Genomic DNA, 25,527 nt, shown 5'->3' on the forward strand with positions numbered 1-25,527 from the left:
CCCAGGCCGCTTACCTCCTCGCTCGCTGTTACGCTCCTCACGTCCGGGCTGCCCGCCGCGTCTCTTGTTCCCCCTCGGGTCCCCTGGCTCCTCCTGCCGACCAGGCGGTCCACCCGGGCGAAGGAGCAGATCTCGTGACGAAGACCATCGCTTTTCTCGTCTACCCCAACCTCACCCCCCTCGATCTCATCGGCCCCCTCCAGGTCCTCAAGCCTCTTGAGCGCTTCGGTCCCTACCGCGTGGTCACCGTTGGCGAGCGCCTCGAAGCCATCCCCTCCGATGCTGGCCTGAGCCTCACGCCCGAGCGGCTCCTCACCGACGAGCCGCACCCCTTTGCCATCGTCGTACCGGGAGGCCTCGCGGGCCCCATCCAGGCCATCACCCAGGAGCCCCTCATGAGCTGGGTCCGCGCTGCGGCTTCCTCCGCCGAGATCGTGGCCTCTGTGTGCACTGGCTCGCTCATCCTCGCCGCTGCCGGCCTCCTCGAAGGGCGCCGCGCCACCACCCACTGGTCCTTCATGGATGCCCTCGGACGCCTCGGCGCGCAGCCCGTGCGCGAGCGCTGGGTCGAGGACGGCAAGTTCATCCTCGCCGCCGGTGTCTCCGCGGGCATCGACATGGCGCTCGCCCTCGTCCGACGCCTCACCGACGAGACCACCGCCCGCACCATCCAGACCCTCATCGAGTACGACCCCGAGCCCCCTCTCGGCGGCATCGACTGGGGCTGGGTCGAGCAGGCCGACCTCGGACGTTCCCTCCTCGCCCCTGCGCTCCCCGAGCTGCGCCGCATCCTCGCCGGCCACCCCGATCTCGCCAGGAAGCTCTTCCCCTGAGCGCCTGAATCCTCGCTGCAGGTCTCACTGTGGCAGCCTCCCCGCTACCGCTCCGCCCCGGGGCCATCTAGAGTCCGGAGAAGGCCATGGAAGAGCACATGCAGCAGATTCAGGTGACGGCCGTCGGCGTCGCAACAGGTCCTGGTGAGCGTGTCGTCAAGGTCTCCGGCAGCGCCTCGCACCTGCTCGACGGCGATCCCGATCAGGAGAACCCCCGCTACAACGGCCATGCCCTTCCCGTGCTCCTGCACGAAGGGTGGCGCATCAAGATGGGCATCCCCTTCAGCGGCGGTGTCTACCTCGTCCTCGAAGGCCTCGCCGCCCCTGTCCCGCGACCGGCGCCCACCACGACCTGAAGCGTCGCGTGGAGATGGGATGCGAGCGCCTCCGCGTCCGGCCGGCTTGATGGGCCACCGCTTCCATCGGGCTCCCGACCATGACCTCCCTGCCCCCTGGCCACCTCTCCATCACCACCACCAAGCGACGCCGCTACCTGTGGTGCGCGTGGTGGACGGCTGCTCCGAGCCGCGAACCTTTCCGCAAGCCCGACGCCTTCGCTGGCGGTGCCCGCACCCTGGAAGAAGCGCGCCGTGCCGCCGAGCGCGCCGCTGGCCGCCCTCTCCAGGACATCGAACCTTCCTGGGCAGGCGCCTGGGTCCGCATCCAGGCGGGGCTTCCTCCCTTCCCTGAGAAGAAGCCCAAGCGCCCGCGTCCCGAGCCCCCGCCGCCAGGCGACGCCCACCGGTCACGCCAGAAGCGTCGCCCTGACCGCCCCCCTGGGGTCACCTCCCGCACCAGCCCCTTCACCCTCCTCGGGCTGCCTGCCACCGCTCCTCTGGCCGACATCAAGCGCGCCTTCCGCCGCCTCGCCCTTCTTACCCACCCCGACCAGGGCGGCGACCCCGCGGCGTTCATGCAGGTCCGCTGGGCCTACGAAGAAGCTCTCGCCCGTCACCGCGATCCTGCTGCCCGCTGAGCGGCTACGCCTGCGTCTCCGCTCCGCGCCTGCACTGGAGGGCGCTCCTGCCCGCCACCTCGGGCCTCGCGCCGACGGCTCTCCTCCGCCCGCCGCCCGCCCCGACCGTCCCGATGGTTGCCAGCATCCCGTTCCTTGGACTAGGGTCTCCGGGTGCTCGGGCCCCAGCGTCAGCCGGGACCGCGCGGTGTGCAGCAGGCCGAAGTGGCGGAATGGCAAACGCGGCGGATTCAAAATCCGCTATCCGAAAGGGTTTGTGGGTTCGAGTCCCACCTTCGGTACCGAGTGAACGAGTCGTCGCGTGGAGGTCGCCGGCTGCCCGGCGATTTCCCGCTCCACGCTCGGCCGGTGCAGACCATGTCCTCTCGGACGGGGCGATGAGCAGACGCGCTGTCCGTCGGGTGTCGGTGCGTCGAGCGCCCTCCTGAGAGAAGTGGACCGGAGCGCGCCCGCCTCTCACGGGTTCAGGCAGGCCGAAGCGAGGGCTCGCGAGGATGTCGCGGATGTCGGCCCCTGACGCGAGCATCCCGAGCGCTCCAGCGAGCCGTCCGTAGCTGGGAACGAGGTGAGGCTTCTTTCCAGCGTTGGTGGCCGGAGACAGAGCACCCTCTGCGATGGCGACTTGCCGGACCGGCTTACGAATCGAGTGCCATTCTCTCGAATGGTCAGCTTTGCGCTGCTATCGCCTGGGTTTCATTGGAGGCGCGCATTGACTTGCGTGGCCAAAGAATCGCCTGAGCGGGGGCCACGACCATGGGGTCGGCTGACCTTGCACAGACCCTGACCACAGACGTTTCGGACTTTCCAGCCATGGACAGCACGCCGCATGTGCTCTCCGTCACGCCTCGCGCCAATGGCAACGGAGCGTTGCTCCGGGTGTCCTGGCGTATTGTGTGGCTGGGACGCTGGCTCACTCTCCTGCGTGAAAATGCATTGCGTGTCTCTGGTGACCTGCTCACTCTTAGGAACGCGTGCGCAGCACCATCCTGCCCAGCCGCCGGGCAGGTGGAATGGTGGACACCGGTGTCTCTGGGCGCGGGCCGTGCAGCCCTTGGACACACGCAACGTTGGGCAAGGGGGATCCCCGTGGACAGCGATTTCATCACGGCACTCGCCCCTGACGGCAAGGCCTATGCGCGAGCGTTCTCTGTTTTCCTCGCGCACACCGACCAGAAGGACCAGGCCTGCAGCTTCCTGTGGGAGGTCATCGAGCAACTCTCGGACCATCGCGTCTTCCTCGATGCCGGAGCGGGCAACGGTCGGGTGACCCAGGGGTTCACCGATGCCTTCGAGCATACCATTGCCATCGAACCCAGCGCTCACCTGCGCGACGAACTCGCGCGGGCTTGCCCTTCGGCGACCATCATGCCCAGCACGATCCTCGGCGCGTCGCCGGATCTCCGCGCCAGCTTCGTCCTCTGCTCCCACGTCCTCTACCACGTGCCGACCGACCGGTGGCCGGCTCACTTACACCGCATGCTCGGGTGGCTCGACCACGAGGGCGAACTCGCCATCATCCTGCAGAACCCCGAGAGCGACTGCATGCAGATGGTCCATCACTTCACAGGGAGTCAGTTCGACATCGCCGAGCTGCTCCGCGGCCTTCGCGATGGACCCGATGGTGAGCGCTATACGGTCGCCGTGGAGACGGTCCCCTCGACCATCCAGACGCCCGACGTGGACACCGCGATGATCATCGCCGGGTTCATGCTCAACCACCTCTCGCGACGCCCGCCGCTGCGCCGCGATGATGTGAGAGCTTACGTGCAGCGCGTCTTCGGGGATGCCGCAGGGCGATGCTCGTTCACGTGCACCCAGGACTTCCTCCGCGTCCGCCGCAAGTAGGCGCGGCGTGCGCGGCATGCGCGGCGTGCGCGGCATGCGTCCGCGGCGCCGCCCGAGGTCATGCGCTTCAGCCGGTGATGAGGGCTTCGCCCATGTCCTCGGCGCCCTCGATGCGCAGGGCGGGGCTCGGTAGCTCGAGCTGCTCGCAGGCGTAGATCACCTCGAGCTGGATGGGGTTCACCACCTCGGGGGGCTCGCCGCGGGTGAGGGCCTCGACCACGGTGCCCAGCGTCCAGCGGCCCATGGCGCGGACCTCGACCTCGTCGCCGGTCACGGTGGCCGTGTCGCGCAAGTCCTCCATCTGGGCGAGGCGGGCGTCCACCTCGTCGCCGAGGACGAGGCGCGCGGTGTAGAGCACGCGCCGGAGCACGCTCGTCCAGGCGGCCATGGCGTCGGGGCCGTCGCCCACCTCGTCGATGGTGTCGAGGCCGACAGGGAGGCGCTCCAGGCGCTCCAGGAACTTGGTCATCATCGCCCCGCGCAGGAGGCGCCCGTGCTGCGGGGCGATGATCTCGACGGGCGGCTCGAGGCGGCGGATGGCGCGCACGGCCATGGAGAGGGCGCGGCTCGCGGGCATGTACATCTGGTGGAAAGCCCGCACACCGCCCCAGTCGCTCTCGTCGGCCCAGAGGCCCTCGGCGCCGGCCGGGGTGAGGCCGCCGAGCAGGTCGCCGGTGAACAGGACGCGCGTCTCCGGATCGTAGAGGGCCACGGCGCCACGGAAGTGACAGAAGGGTGTGGGCACGGGCAGGACCCGGTGGCCGGTGCTGAGGGTCATGCCGCCCGCGTGGCGCTCGGTGTCCACGAAGCGCTCGCGGGGGAGGTTGAAGTGCACGATGAGGCGCCAGGTGGGCTCGGAGCACATGATGGCTGCCTTGGGTGCGTGGCGGGCGCTGATGGCGGCGGCGGAGGAGCCCACGTCCGGGTCCTGGTGGTTGATGAACATCGCGTTGAGCCGGCCCATGCCGCCGATGAGCGCGTTCACCTTGGCCGAGACCACCGCGTAGTCGGAGCTCGACCCCGGATCGATGAGCATGTTGTAGGACGCCGCGCCGTCGCTCCCGCGGAAGATGCGCAGGAAGGGGTTGGCGTGGAAGATGGCGCCGGGGTCGCGCTTGCCGACCCAGTAGGTGTCGGGCGCGATCTCGACGGCGTGGGTGTTGTTCACCGAGGGCATGGAGCGCGGCGGCGTCGAGACCCGCACGGGCGCCATTGCCGTGTGGGCCACCTGGGATACCTGGGCGTGGCGCGGCACCCGCACCGACGCCGAGGCGCCGGCGCGCCAGAGGGGGTGGTCGGCGAACATCTTCAGGGCCGCCTCCACCGCGCCGCGCATCTCCTCGGCGCTCTGCCAGCGACTCGCTTTGGGGGCCGCGAGGGCGCGGGAGACGAGCTCCACGACGGGGCGCGGCAGGCCGGGGGAGACTTCATCGAGCGAGGGCGCGGAGCGGGTCGCTGCCAGGTGGAAGCTCGGGTGGCCCTCCTCGTCCTCGTGGAGCTGCTTGCCCGAGAGCAGGGAGAACATGGTGGCGCCGAGCGCCCAGAGATCGCTGCGCGCATCCACCTGGAACCACTGCCCGCGCGCCTGCTCCGGCGCCATGAATCCGGGGGTGCCCATGGTGTAGCCGAAGCGGGTGCCGGCGCGCTTCTGGTGCTGCGGCATCTCCTTCACGCGGGCGAGGCCGAAGTCGAGGACCTTCACCGCGCCGTCCTCGGTGAGGAAGATGTTGTCGGGCTTGAGGTCGCGGTGGAGGACGCCCTTCTGGTGGGCCATGGCCAGCACGTCGAGGACTGCGGCGGCCGCTGCGAGGACCTCGCCGGGGGGGAGCTTGCCCCCGTGGGCCTCGGCGCGCTCGCCGAGGGTCTGGCCTTCGAGCAGCTCCATCACCAGGAAGACCTCGTTGTCCTGGGTGATGTCGTCGTCGAGCACCTGCACGACGCCGGGGTGGCCGACGGAGTTCGAGGCGTAGCCTTCCTGAAGGAAACGGTCCCGGACCTCGGGCAGGGCCGCGAGCTCGGGGTCGAGGATCTTGATCGCAGCCCGGGTGCCGTTCCGGTGGGTCGCTGCGTACACGCAGGCCACGCCGCCGATGCCAAGCACCGCGTCGAGCCGCCACTTTTCCTTGAGCTGCTTGCCGACGCGCGCCTGGACGCGACGTCGCAGGGTATCGTCCGCTGCGCTCACGTGAACCTTTCTGCGGCAGCGCGAATTCGCACGGCGGGGAGGTCACGTCAACCCGACCCGGTGATCAAAGGCGCGCCCGGCGGATGGCCTGCCAGAGCAGGAGCGCTGCTGCGGAGGGCGCAGCCACCGCGGAGACCATGACCAGGTGATCGATGAGGCCGTGCGCGCGCGGGGCATTGTACACGACCGCCTGCGCGAGAGTGAGAAGCGCGTCGGCCGTCACCGCGCTGGCGAGGAGGACCGCGAGGGGACGCCGGTAGCGCTGCATGAGCGCGAACAGGCCCGCAGCGACGAGGACGTCGAAGGCGACCCACGCGGCGCGCACGGCGGCGCTCGGGAAGTAGGGAGCGGCGGGCGGCGAGGCGAGCAGCAGGGTCCAGGGCACGAGCAGGAGCGCCATGAGGCGGATCACGATCCCGGGCGCGCGGAGGATGGTACGCAGGCCGAAGCGCACGAGCCCTCCGCTGGCGAAGGCGCGGAGCACATCGAGGGTGGTGACGAGGCTGCCCTGGCGCTCGGGAAAGGAGAGAAAGATGGGGACCCAGGCGTGGGGGCGCAGCTTGGCCTTGAAGGCGTGGAGGCCGTGAAAGTCGTAGAGCCCGGCGCCCAGCCGGCGCGCGGCGCGGAGCCACGGGGAGATGTCCCCGGAGAGGGGGGCCAGGCCGAGCGTGGCGAAGTCGCTGCCGACCTGGGCGAGGTGGCGCATGGCAGCGTCGACGAGCAGCTCCACGGAGCCGTTCGGCGCGTCGGGGTGACGGAGGAGATCCTCGATGAGCCAGCCGTTGCGCGCGTAGACCGGGACGGCGGCGAGGAGGCCGACGAGCACGCCTTCGCGCTCGGCGACGAAGCACAGCCGCTCCTCGGGGAAGGTGGACAGCTCGATCTGCACGAGGAAGCCCATGGGCGCCATGCCGCGGCCCTCGGTCCACTGGCGCGCGAGCTCTCCGACGGCCGCGCCGAGCGCCGTGTGCGGGTCCGCGGCCTCCGCGGGGGGCACGGCGCGGATGGTCACGCCCTTGGCGCGGGCGCGCCGGAGCTGCTCGCGCAGGCTACGGCTCGCGCGCAGGCTGGTCTCCCATGTCCGCGGGTCCCAGACGGGCTGCTCGCCCATCTGCATGGAGGTGAGCACGGCCTCGGAGGGAGTGGCGGCGTCGCGCCGAGAGCCGGTGGCACTGCTGCCGCGCGTGGGGACGTCGCCGAGCGCGGGGGCGTCGCGAAGCGTCTCGCGGACGAAGCGCAGCTCGGTGGCGAAGAAGCATGCCCGTCGGCCGCGTGCCCTGGCCTCGGCCACGAAGCGTGCAGCGACCTCGGAGCGCGTGGCGTCGGAGGCGAGCGGCGCGCCGGCGGCCACCCAGGCCCCGCCGGTGTCGACGTAGGCGACGCAGGCGTCGTCACCATCGAACCAGTACGAGAAGCCCCCTTCGAGCACCTGGGGGGAGGTGGCGTTCCAGCCGTGGCGCCGGAGGAGCGCGGTGACACGCGCACGTGTGTCCTCCAGCGTCGCCTGGCCCGCGGGGTTCATGCCCCGCTGCCTACACGATGCGGCGCACGACCTCCAGCGCGCCACCACCACGCGGCGGGCTTCACTTCTGTGCCGGAGCCGGCGCCTTCACGGGCTCGGGCGGTTTGAAGGCAGGCTTGTGGATCTCCTGCTCCATGCTCGGCCGCTGATCGCGCCGGTAGGGGGTGAGCTTCACGGGCTGGCCTGTCTGGGCGGAGCGGAGGATGGCCTCGAAGACACGCACGTCGGCGAGGCCCTCGGCGCCTGAAGGCTCGGGCTCCTTGCCCTCCAGGATGCACCGCGAGAAGTAGACGATCTCGGGGCCGAACTGGTCGCGCTTCTCGAACGTCGTCTCCGTCGTCTCGCCATCGACGGTGAGGTGGTGGACGAGCGCCTCCGTATAGCCATAGGCGGGCTCGACGCGGAGGTCGCCCTTGGTGCCGAGGATACGGTACGACCCGGTCGCGGCGAGGCCCTGGCTCACCACGAACTGGGCGAGGCGGTCCCCAGGGAAACGGAGCACGGCGAAGGTCGTCTCGTCGACCTCGCGGGAGCGCCCGTCCTGGCCCTTGATGGCGTAGGCGAACACCTCCTCGGGCTCGGCCTGGAAGAGGTAGCGGGCAGCGTTCACGCAGTAGGGGCCCATGTCGTAGAGCACGCCGCCGCCGAGCTCGGCATGGGTGCGGATGTCGTCGGGGCGCACCTGCTGGGTGAACACCGAGCTGAAGACGCGCACGTCTCCGAGCTTGCCCGAGGTCGCGATCTCGATGGCGCGGAGGTTGGCCTCCTCGAAGTGGAGGCGGTAGGCGATCATGAGCTTGACGTTGGCCTCGCGCGTGGCGCGGATCATGGCCTCGCAGTCCTCTTCGCCGATGGCCATGGGCTTCTCGCAGAGCACGTGCACGCCCGCCTTCGCGGCCCGCTCGGTGTACTCGCGGTGCTGGTTGTTGGGCAGCGCGATGAACACGGCGTCGACCTCGCCGCTCTCCAGGATGGTCTCGTAGTCCTCGTAGTCGCCCACGAACTCGATGCCGTGGCGCTCGCCGATCGCCTCGCGCTTGTCCTCGTCGCCCGAGATGAGGGCGACCAGCTCCGAGTTCTCCCGGGCGTTCTGGAATGCAGGCAAGATGGCCACCTGGGCGAGGTTTCCGGCGCCCACCACGGCATAACGGACCTTGCGCTTGTCTTCGGATCTGGACATGCCCTCTCCTCCTGCATGCGCCATTGCGGGGCACCGATGCCTCGCTGCCATGCGACGCCGACAAACCTGACCTGGCAGGGCGAGCCGTCAATCGTGGAAAGCCCGTCCAGCAGGCCCCCAGCGTGAACGGGGGAGGCACCCGACAGCGCTGGTCGGGGGTGAGCAGGATCGAGGTGAGGTGGGAAGTGCGCGGGGTGCGGCGCGGCGAGGAAGCGGGGTGCGGGCCCTCGCCGCGCAGGTCAGCCGTGCAGGTCAGCCGCGGTTGACCCGCCGGGGGCGGCGGAGACGCGCGCCCATGAGGGCCACGCCCGCGACGACCAGCAGCGAGGCCGGGGGTGCAGTGGGCTGGGTGCCAGGCGTGGAGCAGGAGCAGCCTCCCTCGGTATTGACGGGGTTGCTGACGCCCGAGCCGGCCGTCCCGCCTTCACCGTCGTTGCCACCATCGCCGCTGCCGCCGCTGCCGCCGCTGCCCCCGTTGCCCTCGCCGGAGCCACCCGCGCCGCCAGTCCCGCCGGAGCCACCCGCGCCCCCGCCCCCGCCCGTGCCGGGGTTCTCCTCGGTGCAGGTGGTGCCGTCACCTTCGTAGCCCGGGTCGCAGGTGCACTCGAAGCCGCCGTCGGTGTTCTGGCAGGAGGCGTTCTCGTCGCAGGTGTTGGTGGTGGGGTCTGCGCACTCGTCGACGTCCGTGCACGTCGTGCCGTCACCCTCGTAGCCCGGGTTGCAGGTGCACTCGAAGCCGCCGCTGGTGTTCTGGCAAGAGGCGTCGTCGTCGCAGGTGTTGGCCGTGGGGTCTGTGCACTCGTCGATGTCGGTGCACGTGAAGCCATCGCCCGTGTACCCGGGCTCGCAGGTGCACGTGTAGCTGCCTGGCACGTTCGTGCAGGAGGCGTCGTCGTCGCAGGTGTTGGCCGTGGGGTCTGTGCACTCGTCGACGTCGACGCAGGTGAAGCCGTTGCCGGTGTAGCCGGCGTTGCAGGTGCAGGTGTAGCTGCCCGGGGTGTTGGTGCAGGTGGCCTGGGGGCTGCAGGTATTGGTGGCGGGGCTGGCGCACTCGTCGACGTCGACGCAGGTGAGGCCGTTGCCGGTGTAGCCGGCGTTGCAGGTGCAGGTGTAGCTGCCCGGGGTGTTGGTGCAGGTGGCCTGGGGGCTGCAAACGTTGAGCGCGGGGTTCTGGCACTCGTTGACGTCGACGCAGCCGTCGGGCGGGCTGTCGACCGTGCAGGAACCGTTGCCCGCGGGGTTCGCGGGGTCGTTGTTGCAGAGCGCAGTCCCGGTGTAGCCGGCGGGGCAGACGTCGAGACCAGCGCCGAACTCGAGCTGGTCGCAGGCCTCCGTCGCGGGGTTGCGGTAGCCGTCGCCGCAGACGTTGAGCTGGCACTGGTTGGAGCAGGCGTCGTTGTTCGAGCTGTTGCCGTCGTCGCACTGCTCGCAGAGCTGCAGGGTGCCGTTGCCGCAGTTGGGGAGGGTGCCCTGCGCGACCAGGAAGCGGAAGACGCCGGGCTCGTTGGCGTTGGTGGCATCGACGAGGCTCAGGACCCCGGCAGTGCCCGAGCCTGGCAGCGCCACGGCGTTCACCGTGTCGCCGGCATCGATGCCCGCAGTGGCCGGGTCGCCCCCGAGGCCCATGGAACCCCCGCTGGCGTCGCCCGTGGTCCAGGTGAGCTGCTCGTAGCGGAACTCGACCTCGAAGTTCGCGACGTTGGGGCAGGTGTCGGCGTCGTTGTTGGTGAGGATGACCTGGAAAGCGTTCAGCTTGTCGGTCTTCTGGTTGAAGTATCCGACCTGGTCCCAGGTGACGATCAGCCGACGGCCCACGGTGTCCACGCAGAGGTGAACGTCGCCCTGGACCGGCCGCAGGTCCACGTCGGCGAAGAAGGGCGCGATGGTGGGAACACTGAGGCCCGGGATGGCAATCGGCGTGTAGGTGCTGACGGCTTGCCCGAAGGAGAGGTTGCCGTTGACGTTGATGTAGAAGGTGTTGAACGTGCTGAGGAACGGGATCCCGCCCGGGAAGACCTGGCTCACCGTGGAGACCGGGACGAGGTAGCTCCCGTCGTCGAGAGGGTTGGAGCTGCTGCCGACCAGCGGATCGATGATCAGATCCTGAGCGCCGGCGGGACACTCGACGAGCAGCGCTGCGCTCGCCGTGCGCGGTGACGCGGTGAGCGCTGCGAGGCCCGCGAGACCTGCCAGCACGGCCACTCCGGCCCGACCGCCAGACGAGGCGAGGCGCCTCGCTACACTTCTTCGGATCATGCTCATTTCAGCCCCCTCGGGGTGCGCGACAGAGGATTCATCCCTGAGCATTGTTTGCCCGGGGCGTGACCCATCATTCTGCCAGAGTTCGCTTCTCTGGACCAAGAAGAGGTGTGTCGGGGGCTTCTGCGTGTGACCCCGGTGCACCCGGGACAGGGCATGTCGTTTGCTCCTCCGCGCACCGTGGCCCGATCGACGGAGATAGTCGTGGGAGGCCGCCAGAAAGCCACCGACCTGCGGTCATGCTGACAGGTCGATGTCGCCGATACGGAGTCGGCGCGTCGTGGGAGGGGCTATGCGTGCTCTGTCGCTACAGAAGAAGAGCTGGTTTCCATACGCCGCCGGCGCGGCCCTGTTCCTCTTCGCCTGGAGTACCTTCTCCATGGCGTCGCAGTGGGGTGCGCTCCTCTCGGTGCCCGCCGTGATCGCCGCGCGCGTCGCGCAGGGGCTGAGCGCGATGCTCGCCTGGCTCCGGACGTTCACGCAGGCGCACGCGGCGGTGGTGCCCTGGCTCTGGATCTCGCTCCTCGTCGTCTCGTACGGGCTGATGGCGCTCTTCGTGCGCGGTGACAAGCGACAGGCGCGGGGCGGGGTCCGCACCTCGGGATCGGCCACCGGCATCGAGTGGCTGTGACGTGCCCCAGCGCCGTTCACGCGGGCCACGCACTCCAGTCAAGCCAGTCAAGGAGCGGGGATGAGATCTCGTGGAAGCCGCAGGGCAACGGTCGTGGCAGTGCTCGGCGTGTTCGTGGCGGGGGCGCTCGGGGCTGCCGGGTGCGCGGATGGGAAGCCGGCACCGCCGCAGGTGGAGCCGCGAGGGGAGGACAAGAAGGCGGGCACGAAGGTGCTGGAGAAGGGGGCCGAGGCCCTGCAGGACCTGAGCCCCGTGCGCGCGCTCGACTACTACCTCGATGGTTTCCACGTGATGAAGGACGACACGGGCCACCACATGGAGGCCCACCACTACTGCAGGAACCAGAACGAGGAGCTCACGCAGTGCGTGATCTATGACGGGACGGTCGCCACGGCGAACCTGATCGGCATCGAGTACATCATCTCGGAGCGGCTCTTCGAGCAGCTCTCCGAGGACGAGAAGCCGCGGTGGCACCCGCACAACTACGAGATTCTCTCCGGCCAGCTCACGATGCCCGGCGTCCCCGAGATCGCAGAGAAGGAGGCGCTCGCGAAGAAGCTCAACAGCTACGGCAAGACCTGGCACGTGTGGGACACGGGGCACGTGGGGCACCCGGCGGCGCACTCGCTGCCGGTGGGCCTGCCGCTCCTCGCCTGGTCGTACAACCGTGACGGGGAGGCGCCTCCCGAACTCGTGGCCGAGCGCGACAAGCGCACCGGCACCTCCACGGAGGAGAAGCGCAAGAACCGGGAAGATCTCGCCAAGGATGCGCGACCGCAGCGCGGAATCGACGATCTGCGCAGCGCATTCCCGAAGGCCTCGGGCGCCCCTGCGGGGGTCTCTGGCAAGTAGCGCCCGATATGTCTTGGTTTCGTCCTGGTCCTCGGCTCGGCGTGCGCGCAAAGTCACGGGGGTAGCGACCATCGGGAGCGTAGGGACCGCAGGTCCCTGATTCGCCGTACGCAGTACTAGCGAGCGACGGCGGGTCGGCTGAGCTTCGCGAGGGAGGCCACGGAGAGGGCGGCGCGGCGCTTGCGCTGGACCACGAACTTCTCGGCCTGGGCACGGAGAGCGGTGAGGCGATCCTCGGCGGCGAGGATGCGCTTCGTGAAGGTCTCGGCGCCGTCGGAGCCGGTCTTGGCGGCGGACAGGTAGCCACGGAGGCGATCGAGCTCGGAGCGCACGCTGGTGATGGCCTGTTCGACCTTCGGGAGCGCGTCCCGCCACTGCTCGGCGATGCGCATCTCCGCGGCCGCCGCGCGCAGGGCGGCGCGCTGGGTCGCGGGGAGCGTCGCCACCTCGGAGAGGGCCGTGAGGTTCTTCGAGGACCACGCGCTCTGGCCGATGGATCGCCGCAGCCCTTCCTCCACCTTCAGCACGGCGGCGCGCTGGCTCTTCGCGCCGACCTGGAAGACGGCCATCGCCTTGTTCGTGCGGGTATCGAAGTCCAGCTCGTCGGCGCCCTGCACGCGCGAGTTGGTCACGTAGCCGAGGTTCACGAAGACCGTCCGCGGGCTCGGGCTCTTGTTGGTGATCTCGTAGGTGTCCTCCCGGAAGCGCACGTAGTGCTCGACGAGCGTATCGCCGTCGAACTCCAGCAGCCGGGGCTCGTCGCGCCGGGGTCCTCCGCGCTCCACAAGCTCCACGTCGAGGTCCTCGCCGAAGGCCACGGTGCGGCGCTCGTCGGGGATCATGCGATCGATGGTGGCCTCGCCGGCAAACCCCCCGTCGGCGAAGAAGGCAATGGGGCCGGCGGGCAGGGTCTGGCCGGTGTCGTTGCGGAGGCGGGCGGCGCTCCGGGCCTTGCCCGAGCCATTGAAGTGGGCGATGCGGCGCGCGGTCACGGCCCGCTGCAGGAACGGCAGCAGCGCCGAACCATGGGCGCGCAGGTCGATGGGGGAGGGGAGGGCGTACCGGAAGAGCACCCCGGACTCGACCCCCTCGGCCTGGCCGACGGCGGCGAGGTTGCCGATGGACAGCGCGGTGCTGCCAGGGCCGGCGGAGCCCGTGCCGCTGCCGTGCCCGATGGTGCCGATCTGGCCGAGGCCGATGCCCTCGCCGCGGCCACCGCCGCCTTCGCCGATCCCTGTCAGGCCGAAGCCTCCCGCGCCGAAGCTCTGCTCTTCCCACATGGAGTCCACGGTGCGGCCGTGGAGCTGCGGGACCGTGCTCAGCGCCTCGTCGGGCGTGACCAGCTCGCGTCGCCCGTAGCGGGGCGCGGCGAGCGGGAACAGGAATGACGAGGGTTGCCCGTTGACCAGCTCCACGCGCACCTGCTTCCAGTCCTCGTCGGTGTCGTTGTGCACCAGCGCCCAGCCCTGCATCACCCCGCCTCCGGCGTCGTCGAGCACCAGCCGGTAGCTCGACCGCCACACGGGCGTCTCGGCGACGTAGCCCAGGGTGACCGGCGTGGCGCTCTGGGCGAGCACGCGCAGGGGTTTGCGGGTAGCGGCGCCCTGGGTGGAGATGGCGTCGAGGCCGGAGCCGATGCGCGCGGCGAAGGCAGGGTCGGTGGGACGGACGCCGATGACCTCGGAGGCACGCAGGCGGCGCAGCTCGCCGCGATCGGTGAGGATCAGCAAGGTGAGCTGCCGCGAGGGGGCGCAGGGGGAGGGCGCGCGCGCGTGGGGGGTCTCGTCGCCCTTGTCGCTGGAGCCAGGCGCCGCGGTCACGGGGGCGCACTCCTCGGCCTCGGCGACGGCGGGCTCCACCACGTCGATGAGGCGACCGCGCAGGGCTTCGCGGGTGGTCTTGAGGTCCACGGAGGCGCCCTTCAGGCCGCGGAGGAGCTGCGGATACGTGATGGAGTCCTCGCCCTCCGGCAGCCCCGCGAGCGCGCGGCCCATGCTCGGGGACACGCTGCTGGAGAACTCGACGCCGGTGACGCTCGCCTTGCCTCCTTCGCCGAGGATCACCAGGGTCTTCAGCGCGTCATCGAGGTGGGTGGCGGGCACGGGCAGCGCCACCTCGGGGCCCTTGCCGAGCCTCCCGGTGCGCTCGAAGTAGCCGAGGCCCACCTCGTAGAGGCGCACCGTGCGCAGGGGCAGGGTGTTCTGCACGCGCTCCTGGGCGCGGGCGGTGCTCGTGAGCGCGGCGAGCGTGAGTGCACCGGCAACGGATAGCTTCCAGGCGGATGTGGCCATGTCTCTCCCTGAGGTGGGGCGGTCGCACTCGGACATCCCGGTCCGGCGGAAGTTCCTGGCGAGGATCACCCCCGCGCGTGCATCTCCCGCCTCACGCGCGCCCGTTGACGCGCCGGTGTTGACGCGCCGGTGTTGACGCGCCGGTGTTGACGCGCCGGTGTTGACGCGCCGGTGTTGACGCGCCGGTTGACGCGCCGGTGTGGGATGCCGTCCGATGGAACGATGACCCAGAGCAGTCCCGGCGCTCCCGGCGCCGCCACGGGACCCGAGGCCTCCAGGAACCCTCCAGGATCGGGGGACACCGCGAGGCCCCGCCAGAGCGGCGACATCCCGGCGATGCTGTTCTGGTCTCCGGTGGCCCTCGCCAGCGCCGTCCTCACGTACCTGGTGGCGCGCAGCGAGGCGTGGGTGGCATTGTTCAACCCCGAAGCGCGGGGACAGAGCCTGCCGCTCTTCGCGGCGTTGCTGGTCGGCTTCTGCGTCGCATTCCTCGGCCCCTTTGCGATGCGGCGCCAGGGGTCGCGCGCAAACGTCTTCTGGACGCGCATGGAGCGGAGCTGGATGGCCACCCTGGAGGGGATAGCCCTCGTCGCGCCCTCGTTCGTGCGGTGGATCCTGTTTGCCCTGCTGGGCTTCATCCTGTGGGTCACCTACGGCTCGCTCCCGGCGGACCCCGATCTTCAGGGCGCCGTGCTGGGGTCCGGGGAGAGAAAGCGGCTCGGGATCATGGTGCTGTGCGTCATGCCCACCCTGCTCACCGCGTGCTCGACGCTGCTCGTGGAGCGCCGGGTCGCGCGCAGCGACTACATGCTCGCGCCCCACCCCGCCCATGATCCCTCGCTGCTCAAGGAGGTCCAGAGCACGTGGATCTACGAGAGCACCCTGACCAAGGAGTCCATCCAGAGGATGGCGCGCCACGCGGCGATCCTGGGGTTCCTGGCGTCCGCGATCCTGTGCGCCTGCGTGGTGCTCGTCGCGGGGTACGCTCCGCACAGCGCGCGCCACCTGGGCGCGCTGACCGTGGGCACGGCGGCGACGGTGTCGTTCCTCATGCACCTCGGCAAGATCCTCTTCAGGTCTGCCAGCAACGACGCCACGGCGAGGATGATGGCGTATGCCGCGAGGACGCTGCTCTTCGTGACGGTGTGCGCGATTTTCCTGAGCATCGTGCTGCTCGGCACCTCGGCGGGCAAACCGGAGGGACAGGCCGCGGACCAGGCGGTTGTCGTGGGCGTGGCGGTGGCGCTGCTCGGGGAGCGCGCGCTCCAGCTCGTCACCGATCGCGCGGCGGCGATCCTGGGCATGGCGCCCATCAGCCCCGGGGCGCTCGCGGACCTGCGGCTCATCGAGGGCCTGAACGAGGAGGACATCGCGCGCCTCTCGGAGGAGCGGGTCGACTCGGTGCACGCGCTGGCGTACATGCCGACGCCGCGGCTGTTCTTCAACACCATCTACAGCCTCCAGAGGATCTGCGACTGGCAGGACCAGGCGCTCCTGATCGTCCTGCTCGGGCGCACGAACGCGCAGCTCCTGCGGGAGCGGTTCCTCATCCGGGGAGTCATCTCGGCGCTCGCGCTGGCGCGGCGCCTGGGGGACGCCCCCCCGAAGGCCGTGGCGCGAGCCGGGGAGGGCGACGCGGCACAGCCGAAGGGCGCGCCGATCACGGAGGCGCAGCGCGAGGAGGCGCAGCGCGAAGAAGCGCAGCGCGACGAGGTCCGCAAGCAACGGAACGATCTGCTGGCCCAGCTCACGCAGACCATGGGGATCCCGGACGGGGCGGCGTACCTCGGGCTCAAGGCCCTCCTGGATGACCCGCTGGTGCACCGGCTCGCAGCGTTCTCGCGCGCCGTCACGGGCTGGAAGGAGCTTCCGGACGAGGGGGACGTGCCCCCCGAGGCAGCGGCGCCCACCGCGTCGGGGGAGGCGGTGCGCCAGGCTCCTCAGGACGCGGAAGTCGCGACGAAGACGTCGGCGCTACCCGTCGAGACCAGCAGTCCAGGTCCGAATCCGATCGTGGACATGAAGTGATCGGTGATGGCGATCCGGCCCTGACGGGGCGGCGCGCTTCCGGGCGGGGCGAGGGGACGCGCGCCCCCTCGTGGAGGCTCAGACGATGAAGTCGAGCAGCTCGAGGCGGGTCAGGTAGTCCTGCAAGGCCTTGCGGTACTCGTCGATGAGCAGGTCGAGGCGGATCAGGATGAAGCCATCGTCGCGCGCTTCGACGCGCCCGCTCACCGGGAGCTCGTGGCCGGGCAGGATCAGGACGCCGCTCCAGTCCTCGTGGCTGACCGAGGTGTTCTCGGGCAGGGGACCGAGGCGCAGCCAGCCGTCGGACAGCTCCTGCACCGGGACCACCTGGCCGCTGTCGAGGCGCACGGAGCTCTTCAGGGTGCGGCTCGGCTCGACGAGGTAGTGCCAGCGGCGGTTCTTCTCGATGAGGTCTTCGAGCGTCGCGCAGATCTGACGGCTCAGCGCCGTCTCCTCGTTCTCCAGCACGAAATCGAGGAGGTTCTTCATCCCCTTCTGGCTGCGGATGAGGTTCGTGCGCACCTCGTCGAGGCGGTGCTGATCGCGGCGGAGCTTGTCGGCCACGATGTTGAGGAGGTTGTGGTACACGGGGAACGCGACGTCGCCGTACTTCTCGAAGAACTGACGCAGATCGGCGATGCCGATGCGCCAGACCTCGGAGGGCTGGGTAGCCACCGCGGTGGTGGCGCGGCGGAACCCGGTCACGGCGCCCAGCTCGCCGATGGGCGCGATGGGGTGCAGGATGAAGCGGGTGGTGGCGCCTTCTCTCAGGGCCACCTCGCCGCTCACCAGCAAGTGCAGGTGCGCGGGGGGGCTCCCTCCTTCGAAGAGCACCTCGTCGGCCGCGATCTTGCGGCGGTCGAAGGCGTTGATCAGGGTCTCAAGGTGGGTCTCGGTGATGTTCTCGAAGAGGGGGATCGCGCGCAGGTCGGAAGGCTTGATGGTCATGCTGCCTCCAGTGCCGGGGCGAGCGCCGCATGGGGCGCCCGAGTCATCGTTCGGGCCGGGCATGCTAGCGAGGTTCGGAGGGTGCCGGTAGTGTCCTCCGCATGGAGCTGATGCGTCGCAGGGTGCGCGGTGGGTGCGATGACGGTAGTGGGCCCGACGGCGGTGGGGGCGCGCGGCTCGGCGTGCGTCGCGGGTCGGCCTGGCTCCTCACCCTGGGATGCGCGCTCTCGGCGCTCTCCATGGTGGCCTGCGGCGGCGCGGCAACGCCGGCCGCAGAGGTGCCGGTCGCCGAGGCCCCGCGCCCGCGGAACGCGGCGGCCCTCGCCCAGGAAATCGCCGGGGGAAAGGTCTCGGTCCTGGTCTACGCCGAGCGCGCGCGGGGGCACGCCCTCGCCGCGCAGCTCGCCAGGATGAACCTGTGGGGCCCGCTGCTCGATGGCACCGGCATCGACCCGGAGAAGAACCTCCTGCGCGCGTTCGTGACGGCGCCGAGCCTGCGGGCGGAGCGCGAGGCGGTGATCGTGCTGGAGCACGACCTCACCCCGGAGAAGCTCCAGGCGGGGCTCGACACGCTGAAGGGGCGCAGCAACCCGCCGGCCGTGGAGCTGGAAGGGCTCGGAGTGCCGGCGACACAGGTGACCATCCAGGGCCATACCCGGGTGGTGGCGGTGGTGGAGCCCTCGTTCCTGGTGGTCCTGCCCGAGAGCAAGGCGAAGCTCGCCAAGCGCTTCGTGGGTACGGGGGGGTTCCCCGATCCAGAGGGGCCAGAGGCGGCGGTGGCCACGGCGCTGGAGCCCGCGAAGACCCTGCGGATGCAGTACGTCCCGCGGGTCCCGGAGACGGTGCGCTCGCTCTCGCTGGATGTGGTCCTCGACAAGAGCGGCGCGGTCGACCTGCTCTTCGATGGGCCGAGCGAGAGCCCCGAACAGGCCCGGAGCGACGCGGCCGAGCTGACGGAGGGGGTCGACCGGGCCACCTCGTACAAGGTGGCCATCCTCAAGATCCGGCTGTTCGATCCCATCGTCTTCACGGCGGAGGCAGACCGGGTGAAGGCAAAGCGGCGCCTCACCCCGAAGGAGATCGATCAGCTCTTCGGGCTGCTCTCGGCCCTCACCCCGCGCTAGTACTGCGTACCCTGGATCAGGGACCTGCGGTCCCTACGCTCCCGTTGGTCGCTACCCCCCTTCGTGCGCGCGATCGCCTCGCCAAGAACCCGGGACGAACTCGGGGGACAGTGCGCTAGGCTCCGCCCCGTGCGGCTCATCAAGATCGGCATCGCCAGCGTCAACTCCACCGTGGGCGCCGTGCGCGCCAACACCGACCGTTGCATCGCGCTCGCCCGGACGATGGCGGCGGACGACGTCACCCTCGCGGTGTTCCCGGAGCAGGTCATCGGGGGCTACCCCACCGAGGATCTCATCCAGTGGCACGGGTTCGTGGACAGCCAGCGCCGCGAGCTCGAACGGTTCGCGGCGGAGACGGCGGGCCTGCTCACGGTGTTCACCCTCGGCCTCACCGTGGGCATCGGCGGGGATCTCTTCAACTGCGCCGCGCTCGTGCACCGGGGGCGCGTCGTCGGCTTCACGCCCAAGGAGAAGCTGCCGACGTACAACATCTTCTACGAGGCGCGCACCTTCTCCCGCGGCACGCCTTACCTGGAGCTCGACGCGGACGGGGTGTTCTGCGGCGACCGGCTCTACACCTTCGACTTCGGCACGATCGGCCTGGAGATCTGCGAGGACGTCTGGTCGCCCGACGGCCCCATGCGGCGCCGCTGCTACTCGGGCGCGGAGGTGATCTGCAACCTCTCGGCATCACCCTTCCGCGCGGGCGTGCAGTCCACCCGGCGGGAGATGATCGCGACGCGCGCCGCCGACAACCAGTGCACCGTGGCCTACGCGAACATGGTGGGCGGCAACGACGGGCTCGTGTTCGACGGGGGAGGCCTGGTCAACCAGAACGGGCGGCCCATGCTGGAGGCGCCGCGCTTCGTCCAGGGGTACGCGGCGACCGTGGTGGACCTCGACCGGACCACGCGCGGGCGCCGCGAGGCGAGCACCTGGCGCAGCGACCTGGAGGAGTTCCGGCGCACCGGCCAGCGCGCGGTGCCCACCGTCCGCGAGGCTGGCGCGACGGCCGAGCGCACCCACCTCGCGTACCCGGCGCCTCCGCCCGGGACCACCTTCTTCCTGCCCACCGCGTCCATCTCGAAAGCCTCCCCGCGCGACGACCTGCTCGACGAGTTCTTCGAGGCCGCAGCGCTCGGGGTCGCCGACTACTACCGGAAGATCGGGGCGTTCCGCAGCATCGGCATCGCCCTCTCCGGGGGGCGCGACTCGGCGCTGAGCGTGATGGTGGCGTGGCGGGCGCTCTGCATCCTCGCCCCAGACCTCGAAGGAGACGCGCTGCGCGAGGAGATCGGGCGCAAGCTCCAGACCTTCTACATGCCGACCCGCTACTCGAGCGACGCCACGAAGGGGGCCGCCGCGCAGCTCGCCAGGGACATCGGGGCGCAGTTCGCGATCGAGCCCATCGAGGAAGCCTTCGAGCGCGAGGTGCAGGCCGCGACGTCCATGCTCGGGGGCAAGGGAGAAGTCACCGAGATCACCCGGCAGAACGTGCAGGCCCGCATCCGTGGCACGCGGATGTGGAACTGGTCGAACTCGAGCAGCGCGCTCTTCCTCCAGACCGGGAACATGAGCGAGAAGGCGCTCGGGTACACCACGGTGGGCGGCGACCTCGAAGGCGCGTTCAGCGTCATCGCCAACCTGCCAAAGACGGTGGTGATCGCGCTGCTCGAACGGCTCGCCCACCGCTTCGGCTTCGAGGGGCTGCGGCAGACGCTGGGGACCATGGCCGGCCCCGAGCTGGCCGAGAACCAGTCCGGTGAAGCGGAGCTGATGCCTTACGAGGTGCTCGACGCCTGCCTCTACCTGTACGGCGCCGAGAAGCTCACGACGGACGAGATCTCCACGGCGCTCCCGAGCCTCTTCCCGGAGCGCGACCCCGATGCGCTCCGGGCGTGGGCGGAGAAGTTCGTGACGCTCTTCTCCCGGGCGATCTTCAAGTGGGTACAGGCGCCCCTCGCGGTGCACCTCGGCACCCTGGATCTCGACCGCGAGCGCGCCCTGCAACTCCCCGTGGTGCAACGCACCGAGTGGGAGGCGAGCCTCTCGGCGGCGCCGGGGCGCCTGGGGTCGGAGCACGTGAAGCGCTGAGGGAGCGCGGCGGCGGGGCCTGCCTCGAAAGCGGCGGGCCTCCTGCGGGGCGATCAAATATTCTCGGGGAATGAACCCCCCATTAACGCTCGTCCTGCGCCCACCCTCACACGCGGCCCGGACGCGCAGCCCCCGAAGCTCACCTCGTCATCCTCCTCAAGAACGGCGGCATGCTCCGCGGCATGGTCGTCTCGGCCGAGCCAGGCAAAGAGGTCGTCATCCTGGTCTTCGGCACCGGCGAGCAACGCCGCATCCCCTGGGCCGACGTCGAGAAGCTCGATCGAGGCAAGCACGCGCGCGTCGAGCTTCTTCCGCCCCCGCCGCCGCCGCCGCCCGCCGCTCCTCCAGCGGGAGCGCCAGCGCCCACCGCCCCGGCCCCAGCTCCTGGCAGCGCGCCTGATGGCCTCCCGCAGCCGCCTCGCCCGGGAGTCGTGCGGCTCCACGTCGACGCCGACAACCCTGGCGTCGATCTCTTCCAGGTCACGGCTTCAGGGGTCGTGGTGGGGGCCAACGTGTCAGCGTTGATCTCGGTGTCCCGGAAGGTCTGCACCGCGCCCTGTGATCGCGTCATCGACGGCAGCGATGGCGGGGACTTCTTCTTCGGCGGCAACGGAGTCACGCCTTCTCGCTCGTTCCGGCTCGACGATCGCTCCGGCGATGTCACCGCGCATACCGAGGCGAGGAGCAGCGGCGCGCGCAAAGCGGGCATGTGGCTGACGATCATCGGAGGAGGCCTCGTCGTGACCGGGGCGAGCTTGCTGATCGGCGAGGCCCTGACCAGCTCTGCATCGAGCCTCGACGACGCCCCCTCGTCGGCGTCCCCCTTTGGTCCCCTGGGTGGCGCGGCCCTGGGGCTCGGGGGCGCTGCGATGATCCCCGGGATCATCCTCCTGGCGACCAGCGGCACCAAGCTCACCCTGGGCCCCGTCCGCGGGCCCATGGACACCGCCCTCCTGCGCTTCTGACGCTCCGGGGGCGCGTCCCGCCGTCAGGAACTCTTCAGCTTGCGCAGCCATGGCTTGGCGTCCGGCGCCTCCACCACGGCATTCCATTCGGGATCACCCTCCTGGAGGCGCTGTCGCGCATACTCGTCCCGCAGCATGACCTCGCGGTGCCGATCACGAATGAAGGCAAACTCCTGCTTGCCTGGCGTCGCCTGCACGGGACGGGTGCCATCGATGACGTCGATGGCGAGCGCCTGCCGCGGAGGATCGATGTGGTGGGCATGCTCCGCGTAGGTCTGGGGAAGCGACTCTGGAACCCGCTCCAGCTCGTACACGGAAGGCCTGAGATCCGGTCCACCGTCCTTCGTCCTGAACTCCATCCTCTGAAGCTCTTTGACGGGCACGTCGCCTTCCCAGTTGGCCGCACGCCTCGCGAAGCGGATCAGGCGCTTGGTCACGGCTCGTCGAGGGCATCCGCGGCGGCAGCACGCACGGCGGGGCTCTGATCCTTCTCCACAAGCTCCGCGAGCCTCTCGCGAGACGCTTCATCAAGGTGGTTGGACAGGCCGTAGATGGCCCCCTCCCGCACGACGGCCCGAGGATGCGCGAGCAGCGGCAGCAACGTGCGTCTGACGGCCTCGCTGTGCTTCAGTCGTCCCGCGAGCTCGGCAGCGAAGGTCAGGTCTGCCGCGTCGAGCTTTCCTTGCTCAATCAGCCTCAGGAGGGACGCAGGGTGCTGGACGGCGAGGAACTCGAACATGGCCTCACAGGGCTCTTTCCACCGGCGGGACACGAACTGCGCGATCGGAGCCTGGAGGACATCGAGGGGCGGCGGCACGGGAAGCAAGGCATGCTGATCGACGAAGACCCGCTCCTCGATGCTCGACATGGTCCTGGCCAGCTTTCCCTGCGCTGGCGAGGGCTCATAACTCATGAACTGTGCCGCCATGCCGAACGGGATCAGCACGTTCATTGGTAAGCCTCCCAGGTGCTCTTTTCCAGCGACGAGAAGAAGCAGGTGTTCTTGATGTCTCGAAGCCTCTCGAAAGTGGCCCAGAGTGCGTCCGAATCGGGCGCGAGCTCCCCGGTCGTGGAGACGTCGATGTCCAGGATCACGACGCGATCTGCGCCGTTCTCGGGAAGGTTCTCCGTGGCCTGGGTGATCACGGCGCGCGTCGCCTCGTCGAAGGGGACCAGCACGCGCATGAAGTACTCGGCGATGGGTTGGGGAGATCGGGGCTCAGCTCTGGCCGGGTCCTAAGGTGTGTCTTGAGATCGCCTCCCGCGGAGAGTGACAGCCTGTTGATGTAGCGGAGCGCGCACCGCTGCACCTGGAGCGGTCGCGCGACCTGGCAGTAGGTACTGCCACAGCGTACGGGCCTGTTCACGCAAGGCCTCCCAGTCGGTGTAGGACCCGACGCAGTTGACGGAGAACCCATCCACTCTCGCCTGCACCGCGCGTGAGTGGTCGGCGTTCCAGTAGATGTTGCCGAGCACCTCCGTCGATCCGGAGACGTCGTTCAGTCCCGGATCTGCCGTGAGCTGGTCGTTGATGCGGTGGATCGGGCGGGCCTCGAGGACGTCCCTGTCGACACTGGAAGAGAAGCCTTGCAGCGTTGACGCCGTGGTCTCCGGGTCCTGCACGACCCGGATGTCGAGCAAAGCCTCCGTGATGGGTGCCTGGCTGAGGTGCGGGTAGGGGCTGCTCATGCGCTCTGGGGCAGTGAAACTGGGCAAAGGCGTTCCCAGTCCTACCATGTTCCAGGAGCTGAGAGAGCGCGTCCCCGAAAGAGGAACACGCCACCTCGTAATCGAGCGCGGTTCGCGGAGAAGGCCCCGTTTTCCTGCGGTGAGAGTGGCTGGTGACGCCGGACTCGGGCTGGATCCGGCACTTACGCGTGAGCGTGCGTCTGCATGTCAGTTCGCGTCGCTGCTCGGCGCCCGAACGGACTCGCTGGCCGACGGCCGTGCGGGCTCGCTGCCCGAGGAGCGCGTCGCCTCGGTGGGCGGCGAGAGCTGCGGGCCCTGCGGCCGGTACACGCGCGTGTCGGCGAAGTGGAAGCTCTGCTGGGTGCGCAGGGCGACGACCTCGGGGGACTCGGGGGAGATGGTGCCGTCGGCGTGGAAGCGCTCCAGCTCCTGGGTCACGCGGCGGAGGTACCCCTGCTTCACGTGGAAGGGGAGGAAGGCGCTCTTGAAGCCGGCGACGACGAGCGCCTTGATCTCGTCGAGCGAGAAGCCCATCTCGGTGTGGCAGCGCCACAGCTCCTTCGAGACGGTGGTGTCGGTGACGAGGCGGTTGTCGGTGTTCACGGTCACCCGCAAACCGAGGTTGTGGTAGAGCTTCAGCGGGTGCGACGCGAAGTCGCGCACGGCGCCGGTCTGCACGTTGGACGAGGGGCACACCTCCAGCGGGATGCGCTGATCGTTGATGTAGTGCAGCAGATCGCCGGACTCGCGGAGGCGGCAGCCGTGGCCGATGCGGTGCGCGCCGCACACGTGGAGGGCCTGGGCGATCGACTCGGGGCCGTAGGCCTCCCCCGCGTGGATCGTGCAGTTGATGTTGTTCTGGCGCACGAGCTGGAAGGCGGCGCGGTGGTGCTTGGCGGGGTGGTCGTACTCGGCGCCCGCGAGGTCGAAGCCGACGACGCCGCGGCCCTTGTAGGCGACCGCGAGCTCGGCCATCTCCAGGGACGACTCGGGGGAGATGTTGCGGATGCCGCAGAGGATGACCGCGCTCTCGATGCCGAGCTTGTCGTGGGCGGCGCGCAGGCCCGCGAGGACGGCCTCGACCACGCTGGTGAGGTGCAGGCCCTGGCGGGTGTGGAGCATCGGCGCGTAGCGGACCTCCATGTAGCGAACATTCTCGCGGGCGGCGTCCTCGGCGAGCTCGTAGGCGCAGCGGAACAGGGCCTCCTCCGTCTGGAGCACGAGGAGCGTGACATCGAAGGCCTTGAGGTACTCGACGAGGGAGCCGCAGTTCTCGCCGAGGTTCATCGCCTTGCGCAGCTCCGCAGGCTCGAAGCTCGGGAGGTCGATGCCGTCGCGGCGCGCGAGGTCGATCAGGGTTTCGAGGCGGATCGATCCATCGAGGTGGACGTGGAGGTCGGTCTTGGGGAGCTGCTGGAAGAACTCCAGCGGCAGTTTGTGCCCAGAGTGCTCGGAGGGGTCAGCCATGGGCCATCTTGCCACCCGATTCCGCTCAGGGAAAGCCCGGGGGGGGTCATGGAGAGGATGACAGGAAGCTGACTTTGCGGCGGGGCTGGGGCCCTGGCCCACGGGCTTCCCCTCTGTGCCGGGGTCGCTGGCAGCTCTGTGCCGGGGTCGCTGGCAGCGGTCGCGGCTGTCAGGCCCGAGCGGCCTCGACGGCCTCGGCGAGGACGCCAGGGTTCACGGCCTGGAGGAGGCGGCCAGCGATGTCATTGACCACCTGCTGGACCCGCTCCGCAACGGCGGTGGGCGCTGCAGCGACGGCAGCCTGGAGCTCCGCGAACCCGGCTTCCAGCAACAATCCTGCTTCTTCCTGGGAAGAAGCCTCCACGAGGAGGCGTGCAGCCTTGTTGGCGCGGGCGAGGTGCGTGGAGACTGTTGGGCTCACCCGGGTAACATTAGGCCGGTCCGTCTGGGCGCAAGGGGGGGACCTGAAAATCATCGCCGGACGAAGGTCGATCGCGTGAGGCTGAATTCTCTCGCCCTCACCCGATGTATGGCCCGCAGGTCCGAGGTGTTCCGGGAACAGGTCCGAGGTGTTCGCGTGACACCATATGAGTTGTCACGGGAACAGGTCCGAGGTGTTCCGGGAACAGGTCCGAGGT

General features: G+C 69.8%; 22 protein-coding genes and 1 tRNA gene. 11 read left to right on the plus strand and 12 right to left on the minus strand.

The window, feature by feature from the left end:
* Positions 1-134: 134 nt before the first annotated feature.
* The 5 genes from CAP_RS39925 to CAP_RS39945 all read left to right on the plus strand — a co-directional run bounded on the left by CAP_RS39925 (position 135) and on the right by CAP_RS39945 (position 3,654).
* Positions 135-833 carry a DJ-1/PfpI family protein gene (locus CAP_RS39925; RefSeq protein WP_052376794.1) on the plus strand — a complete coding sequence of 233 codons (699 nt, stop codon included), beginning with the start codon at positions 135-137 and terminating at the stop codon, positions 831-833.
* Positions 834-919: 86 nt separating this feature from the next.
* Entirely contained in the window at positions 920-1,189 is a 270-nt protein-coding gene (locus CAP_RS39930; RefSeq protein WP_044250785.1) for a hypothetical protein, read from the plus strand.
* Positions 1,190-1,269: 80 nt separating this feature from the next.
* Positions 1,270-1,809, plus strand: coding sequence for a J domain-containing protein (locus CAP_RS46640; protein ID WP_052376795.1), 540 nt, complete (start codon positions 1,270-1,272; stop codon positions 1,807-1,809).
* A 198-nt stretch (positions 1,810-2,007) separates the two neighbouring features.
* A tRNA-Leu gene (locus CAP_RS39940) sits at positions 2,008-2,090 on the plus strand.
* Between the two features lie 805 nt (positions 2,091-2,895).
* Positions 2,896-3,654, plus strand: a complete 759-nt coding sequence (locus CAP_RS39945) for a methyltransferase domain-containing protein (RefSeq protein WP_044250787.1) — start codon at positions 2,896-2,898, stop codon at positions 3,652-3,654.
* A 67-nt stretch (positions 3,655-3,721) separates the two neighbouring features.
* On the opposite strand, the gene CAP_RS49365 is transcribed toward CAP_RS39945, so the two are convergent.
* The 4 genes from CAP_RS49365 to CAP_RS51540 form a co-directional block, all read right to left on the minus strand.
* A complete protein-coding gene (locus CAP_RS49365) occupies positions 3,722-5,839 on the minus strand; it encodes an oxygen-binding di-iron domain-containing protein (protein WP_081865756.1) in 2,118 nt (705 codons plus the stop codon).
* A gap of 64 nt (positions 5,840-5,903) precedes the next feature.
* Entirely contained in the window at positions 5,904-7,361 is a 1,458-nt protein-coding gene (locus CAP_RS39960) for a DUF2156 domain-containing protein (RefSeq protein WP_044250789.1), read from the minus strand.
* Positions 7,362-7,422: 61 nt separating this feature from the next.
* Entirely contained in the window at positions 7,423-8,541 is a 1,119-nt protein-coding gene (locus tag CAP_RS39965; RefSeq protein WP_044250791.1) for a Gfo/Idh/MocA family protein, read from the minus strand.
* A 252-nt stretch (positions 8,542-8,793) separates the two neighbouring features.
* On the minus strand, positions 8,794-10,737 hold the full coding sequence (locus CAP_RS51540) for an EGF domain-containing protein (protein WP_052376796.1): 1,944 nt from the start codon (positions 10,735-10,737) through the stop codon (positions 8,794-8,796).
* Between the two features lie 355 nt (positions 10,738-11,092).
* On the opposite strand from CAP_RS51540, the gene CAP_RS39975 reads away from it, so the two are divergent.
* Both CAP_RS39975 and CAP_RS39980 read left to right on the plus strand, forming a co-directional pair.
* On the plus strand, positions 11,093-11,431 hold the full coding sequence (locus tag CAP_RS39975; RefSeq protein WP_044250793.1) for a hypothetical protein: 339 nt from the start codon (positions 11,093-11,095) through the stop codon (positions 11,429-11,431).
* Positions 11,432-11,491: 60 nt separating this feature from the next.
* Positions 11,492-12,283 carry an OBAP family protein gene (locus tag CAP_RS39980; RefSeq protein ID WP_081865758.1) on the plus strand — a complete coding sequence of 264 codons (792 nt, stop codon included), beginning with the start codon at positions 11,492-11,494 and terminating at the stop codon, positions 12,281-12,283.
* A gap of 116 nt (positions 12,284-12,399) precedes the next feature.
* Here the strand turns inward: CAP_RS39980 and CAP_RS39985 are convergent, their stop codons facing one another.
* A complete protein-coding gene (locus CAP_RS39985) occupies positions 12,400-14,574 on the minus strand; it encodes a hypothetical protein (protein WP_156041571.1) in 2,175 nt (724 codons plus the stop codon).
* Positions 14,575-14,796: 222 nt separating this feature from the next.
* Here CAP_RS39985 and CAP_RS39990 point away from each other — a divergent pair, with 222 nt between their 5' ends.
* On the plus strand, positions 14,797-16,602 hold the full coding sequence (locus CAP_RS39990) for a hypothetical protein (RefSeq protein WP_044250798.1): 1,806 nt from the start codon (positions 14,797-14,799) through the stop codon (positions 16,600-16,602).
* 78 nt (positions 16,603-16,680) lie between these two features.
* Here CAP_RS39990 and CAP_RS39995 read toward each other — a convergent pair whose 3' ends face one another.
* Positions 16,681-17,550, minus strand: coding sequence for a Crp/Fnr family transcriptional regulator (locus CAP_RS39995; protein WP_044250799.1), 870 nt, complete (start codon positions 17,548-17,550; stop codon positions 16,681-16,683).
* 101 nt (positions 17,551-17,651) lie between these two features.
* Here CAP_RS39995 and CAP_RS40000 point away from each other — a divergent pair, with 101 nt between their 5' ends.
* The 3 genes from CAP_RS40000 to CAP_RS53010 all read left to right on the plus strand — a co-directional run bounded on the left by CAP_RS40000 (position 17,652) and on the right by CAP_RS53010 (position 21,733).
* A complete protein-coding gene (locus tag CAP_RS40000; RefSeq protein WP_231511982.1) occupies positions 17,652-18,674 on the plus strand; it encodes a hypothetical protein in 1,023 nt (340 codons plus the stop codon).
* A 129-nt stretch (positions 18,675-18,803) separates the two neighbouring features.
* On the plus strand, positions 18,804-20,768 hold the full coding sequence (nadE, locus tag CAP_RS40005; RefSeq protein ID WP_044250801.1) for an NAD(+) synthase: 1,965 nt from the start codon (positions 18,804-18,806) through the stop codon (positions 20,766-20,768).
* A gap of 170 nt (positions 20,769-20,938) precedes the next feature.
* Positions 20,939-21,733 (plus strand): hypothetical protein, encoded by a 795-nt coding sequence (locus CAP_RS53010; protein ID WP_044250804.1) that lies wholly within the window; start codon positions 20,939-20,941, stop codon positions 21,731-21,733.
* A gap of 23 nt (positions 21,734-21,756) precedes the next feature.
* Here CAP_RS53010 and CAP_RS40015 read toward each other — a convergent pair whose 3' ends face one another.
* The 6 genes from CAP_RS40015 to CAP_RS51550 all read right to left on the minus strand — a co-directional run bounded on the left by CAP_RS40015 (position 21,757) and on the right by CAP_RS51550 (position 25,310).
* Positions 21,757-22,170: a hypothetical protein gene (locus CAP_RS40015; RefSeq protein WP_044250806.1), complete on the minus strand. Its 414-nt coding sequence runs from the start codon at positions 22,168-22,170 to the stop codon at positions 21,757-21,759.
* The gene (locus CAP_RS40020; RefSeq protein WP_044250808.1) at positions 22,167-22,685 is read right to left on the minus strand and encodes a HEAT repeat domain-containing protein; all 519 of its coding nucleotides are present in this window, start codon (positions 22,683-22,685) and stop codon (positions 22,167-22,169) included. The genes CAP_RS40015 and CAP_RS40020 overlap by 4 nt, the downstream gene beginning before the upstream one ends.
* A complete protein-coding gene (locus CAP_RS40025) occupies positions 22,682-22,912 on the minus strand; it encodes a hypothetical protein (protein WP_231511983.1) in 231 nt (76 codons plus the stop codon). Before CAP_RS40025 ends, CAP_RS40020 begins: the two co-directional genes overlap by 4 nt.
* Positions 22,913-22,969: 57 nt before the next feature.
* Entirely contained in the window at positions 22,970-23,422 is a 453-nt protein-coding gene (locus CAP_RS40030) for a TIGR04255 family protein (protein ID WP_197041556.1), read from the minus strand.
* 207 nt (positions 23,423-23,629) lie between these two features.
* Positions 23,630-24,889, minus strand: a complete 1,260-nt coding sequence (gene add, locus CAP_RS40035; RefSeq protein ID WP_081865762.1) for an adenosine deaminase — start codon at positions 24,887-24,889, stop codon at positions 23,630-23,632.
* 169 nt (positions 24,890-25,058) lie between these two features.
* On the minus strand, positions 25,059-25,310 hold the full coding sequence (locus CAP_RS51550) for a hypothetical protein (RefSeq protein WP_156041572.1): 252 nt from the start codon (positions 25,308-25,310) through the stop codon (positions 25,059-25,061).
* Positions 25,311-25,527: the final 217 nt, after the last annotated feature.

Source organism: Chondromyces apiculatus DSM 436 (genome assembly GCF_000601485.1).
Taxonomy (GTDB): Bacteria; Myxococcota_A; Polyangia; order Polyangiales; family Polyangiaceae; genus Chondromyces; species Chondromyces apiculatus.

Excerpts from the sequence above, each read along its gene's own strand:
- add (WP_081865762.1), bottom strand. The coding sequence starts at position 24,889 with ATGGCTGACCCCTCCGAGCACTCTGGGCACAAACTGCCGCTGGAGTTC.
- CAP_RS40020 (WP_044250808.1), bottom strand. The coding sequence starts at position 22,685 with ATGAACGTGCTGATCCCGTTCGGCATGGCGGCACAGTTCATGAGTTAT.
- CAP_RS40030 (WP_197041556.1), bottom strand. The coding sequence starts at position 23,422 with ATGAGCAGCCCCTACCCGCACCTCAGCCAGGCACCCATCACGGAGGCT.
- CAP_RS39990 (WP_044250798.1), top strand. The coding sequence starts at position 14,797 with ATGACCCAGAGCAGTCCCGGCGCTCCCGGCGCCGCCACGGGACCCGAG.
- CAP_RS39975 (WP_044250793.1), top strand. The coding sequence starts at position 11,093 with ATGCGTGCTCTGTCGCTACAGAAGAAGAGCTGGTTTCCATACGCCGCC.
- CAP_RS53010 (WP_044250804.1), top strand. The coding sequence starts at position 20,939 with ATGCTCCGCGGCATGGTCGTCTCGGCCGAGCCAGGCAAAGAGGTCGTC.
- CAP_RS40000 (WP_231511982.1), top strand. The coding sequence starts at position 17,652 with ATGGAGCTGATGCGTCGCAGGGTGCGCGGTGGGTGCGATGACGGTAGT.
- CAP_RS46640 (WP_052376795.1), top strand. The coding sequence starts at position 1,270 with ATGACCTCCCTGCCCCCTGGCCACCTCTCCATCACCACCACCAAGCGA.
- CAP_RS39960 (WP_044250789.1), bottom strand. The coding sequence starts at position 7,361 with ATGAACCCCGCGGGCCAGGCGACGCTGGAGGACACACGTGCGCGTGTC.
- CAP_RS39930 (WP_044250785.1), top strand. The coding sequence starts at position 920 with ATGGAAGAGCACATGCAGCAGATTCAGGTGACGGCCGTCGGCGTCGCA.
- CAP_RS39980 (WP_081865758.1), top strand. The coding sequence starts at position 11,492 with ATGAGATCTCGTGGAAGCCGCAGGGCAACGGTCGTGGCAGTGCTCGGC.
- CAP_RS39995 (WP_044250799.1), bottom strand. The coding sequence starts at position 17,550 with ATGACCATCAAGCCTTCCGACCTGCGCGCGATCCCCCTCTTCGAGAAC.
- CAP_RS39965 (WP_044250791.1), bottom strand. The coding sequence starts at position 8,541 with ATGTCCAGATCCGAAGACAAGCGCAAGGTCCGTTATGCCGTGGTGGGC.
- CAP_RS39985 (WP_156041571.1), bottom strand. The coding sequence starts at position 14,574 with ATGGCCACATCCGCCTGGAAGCTATCCGTTGCCGGTGCACTCACGCTC.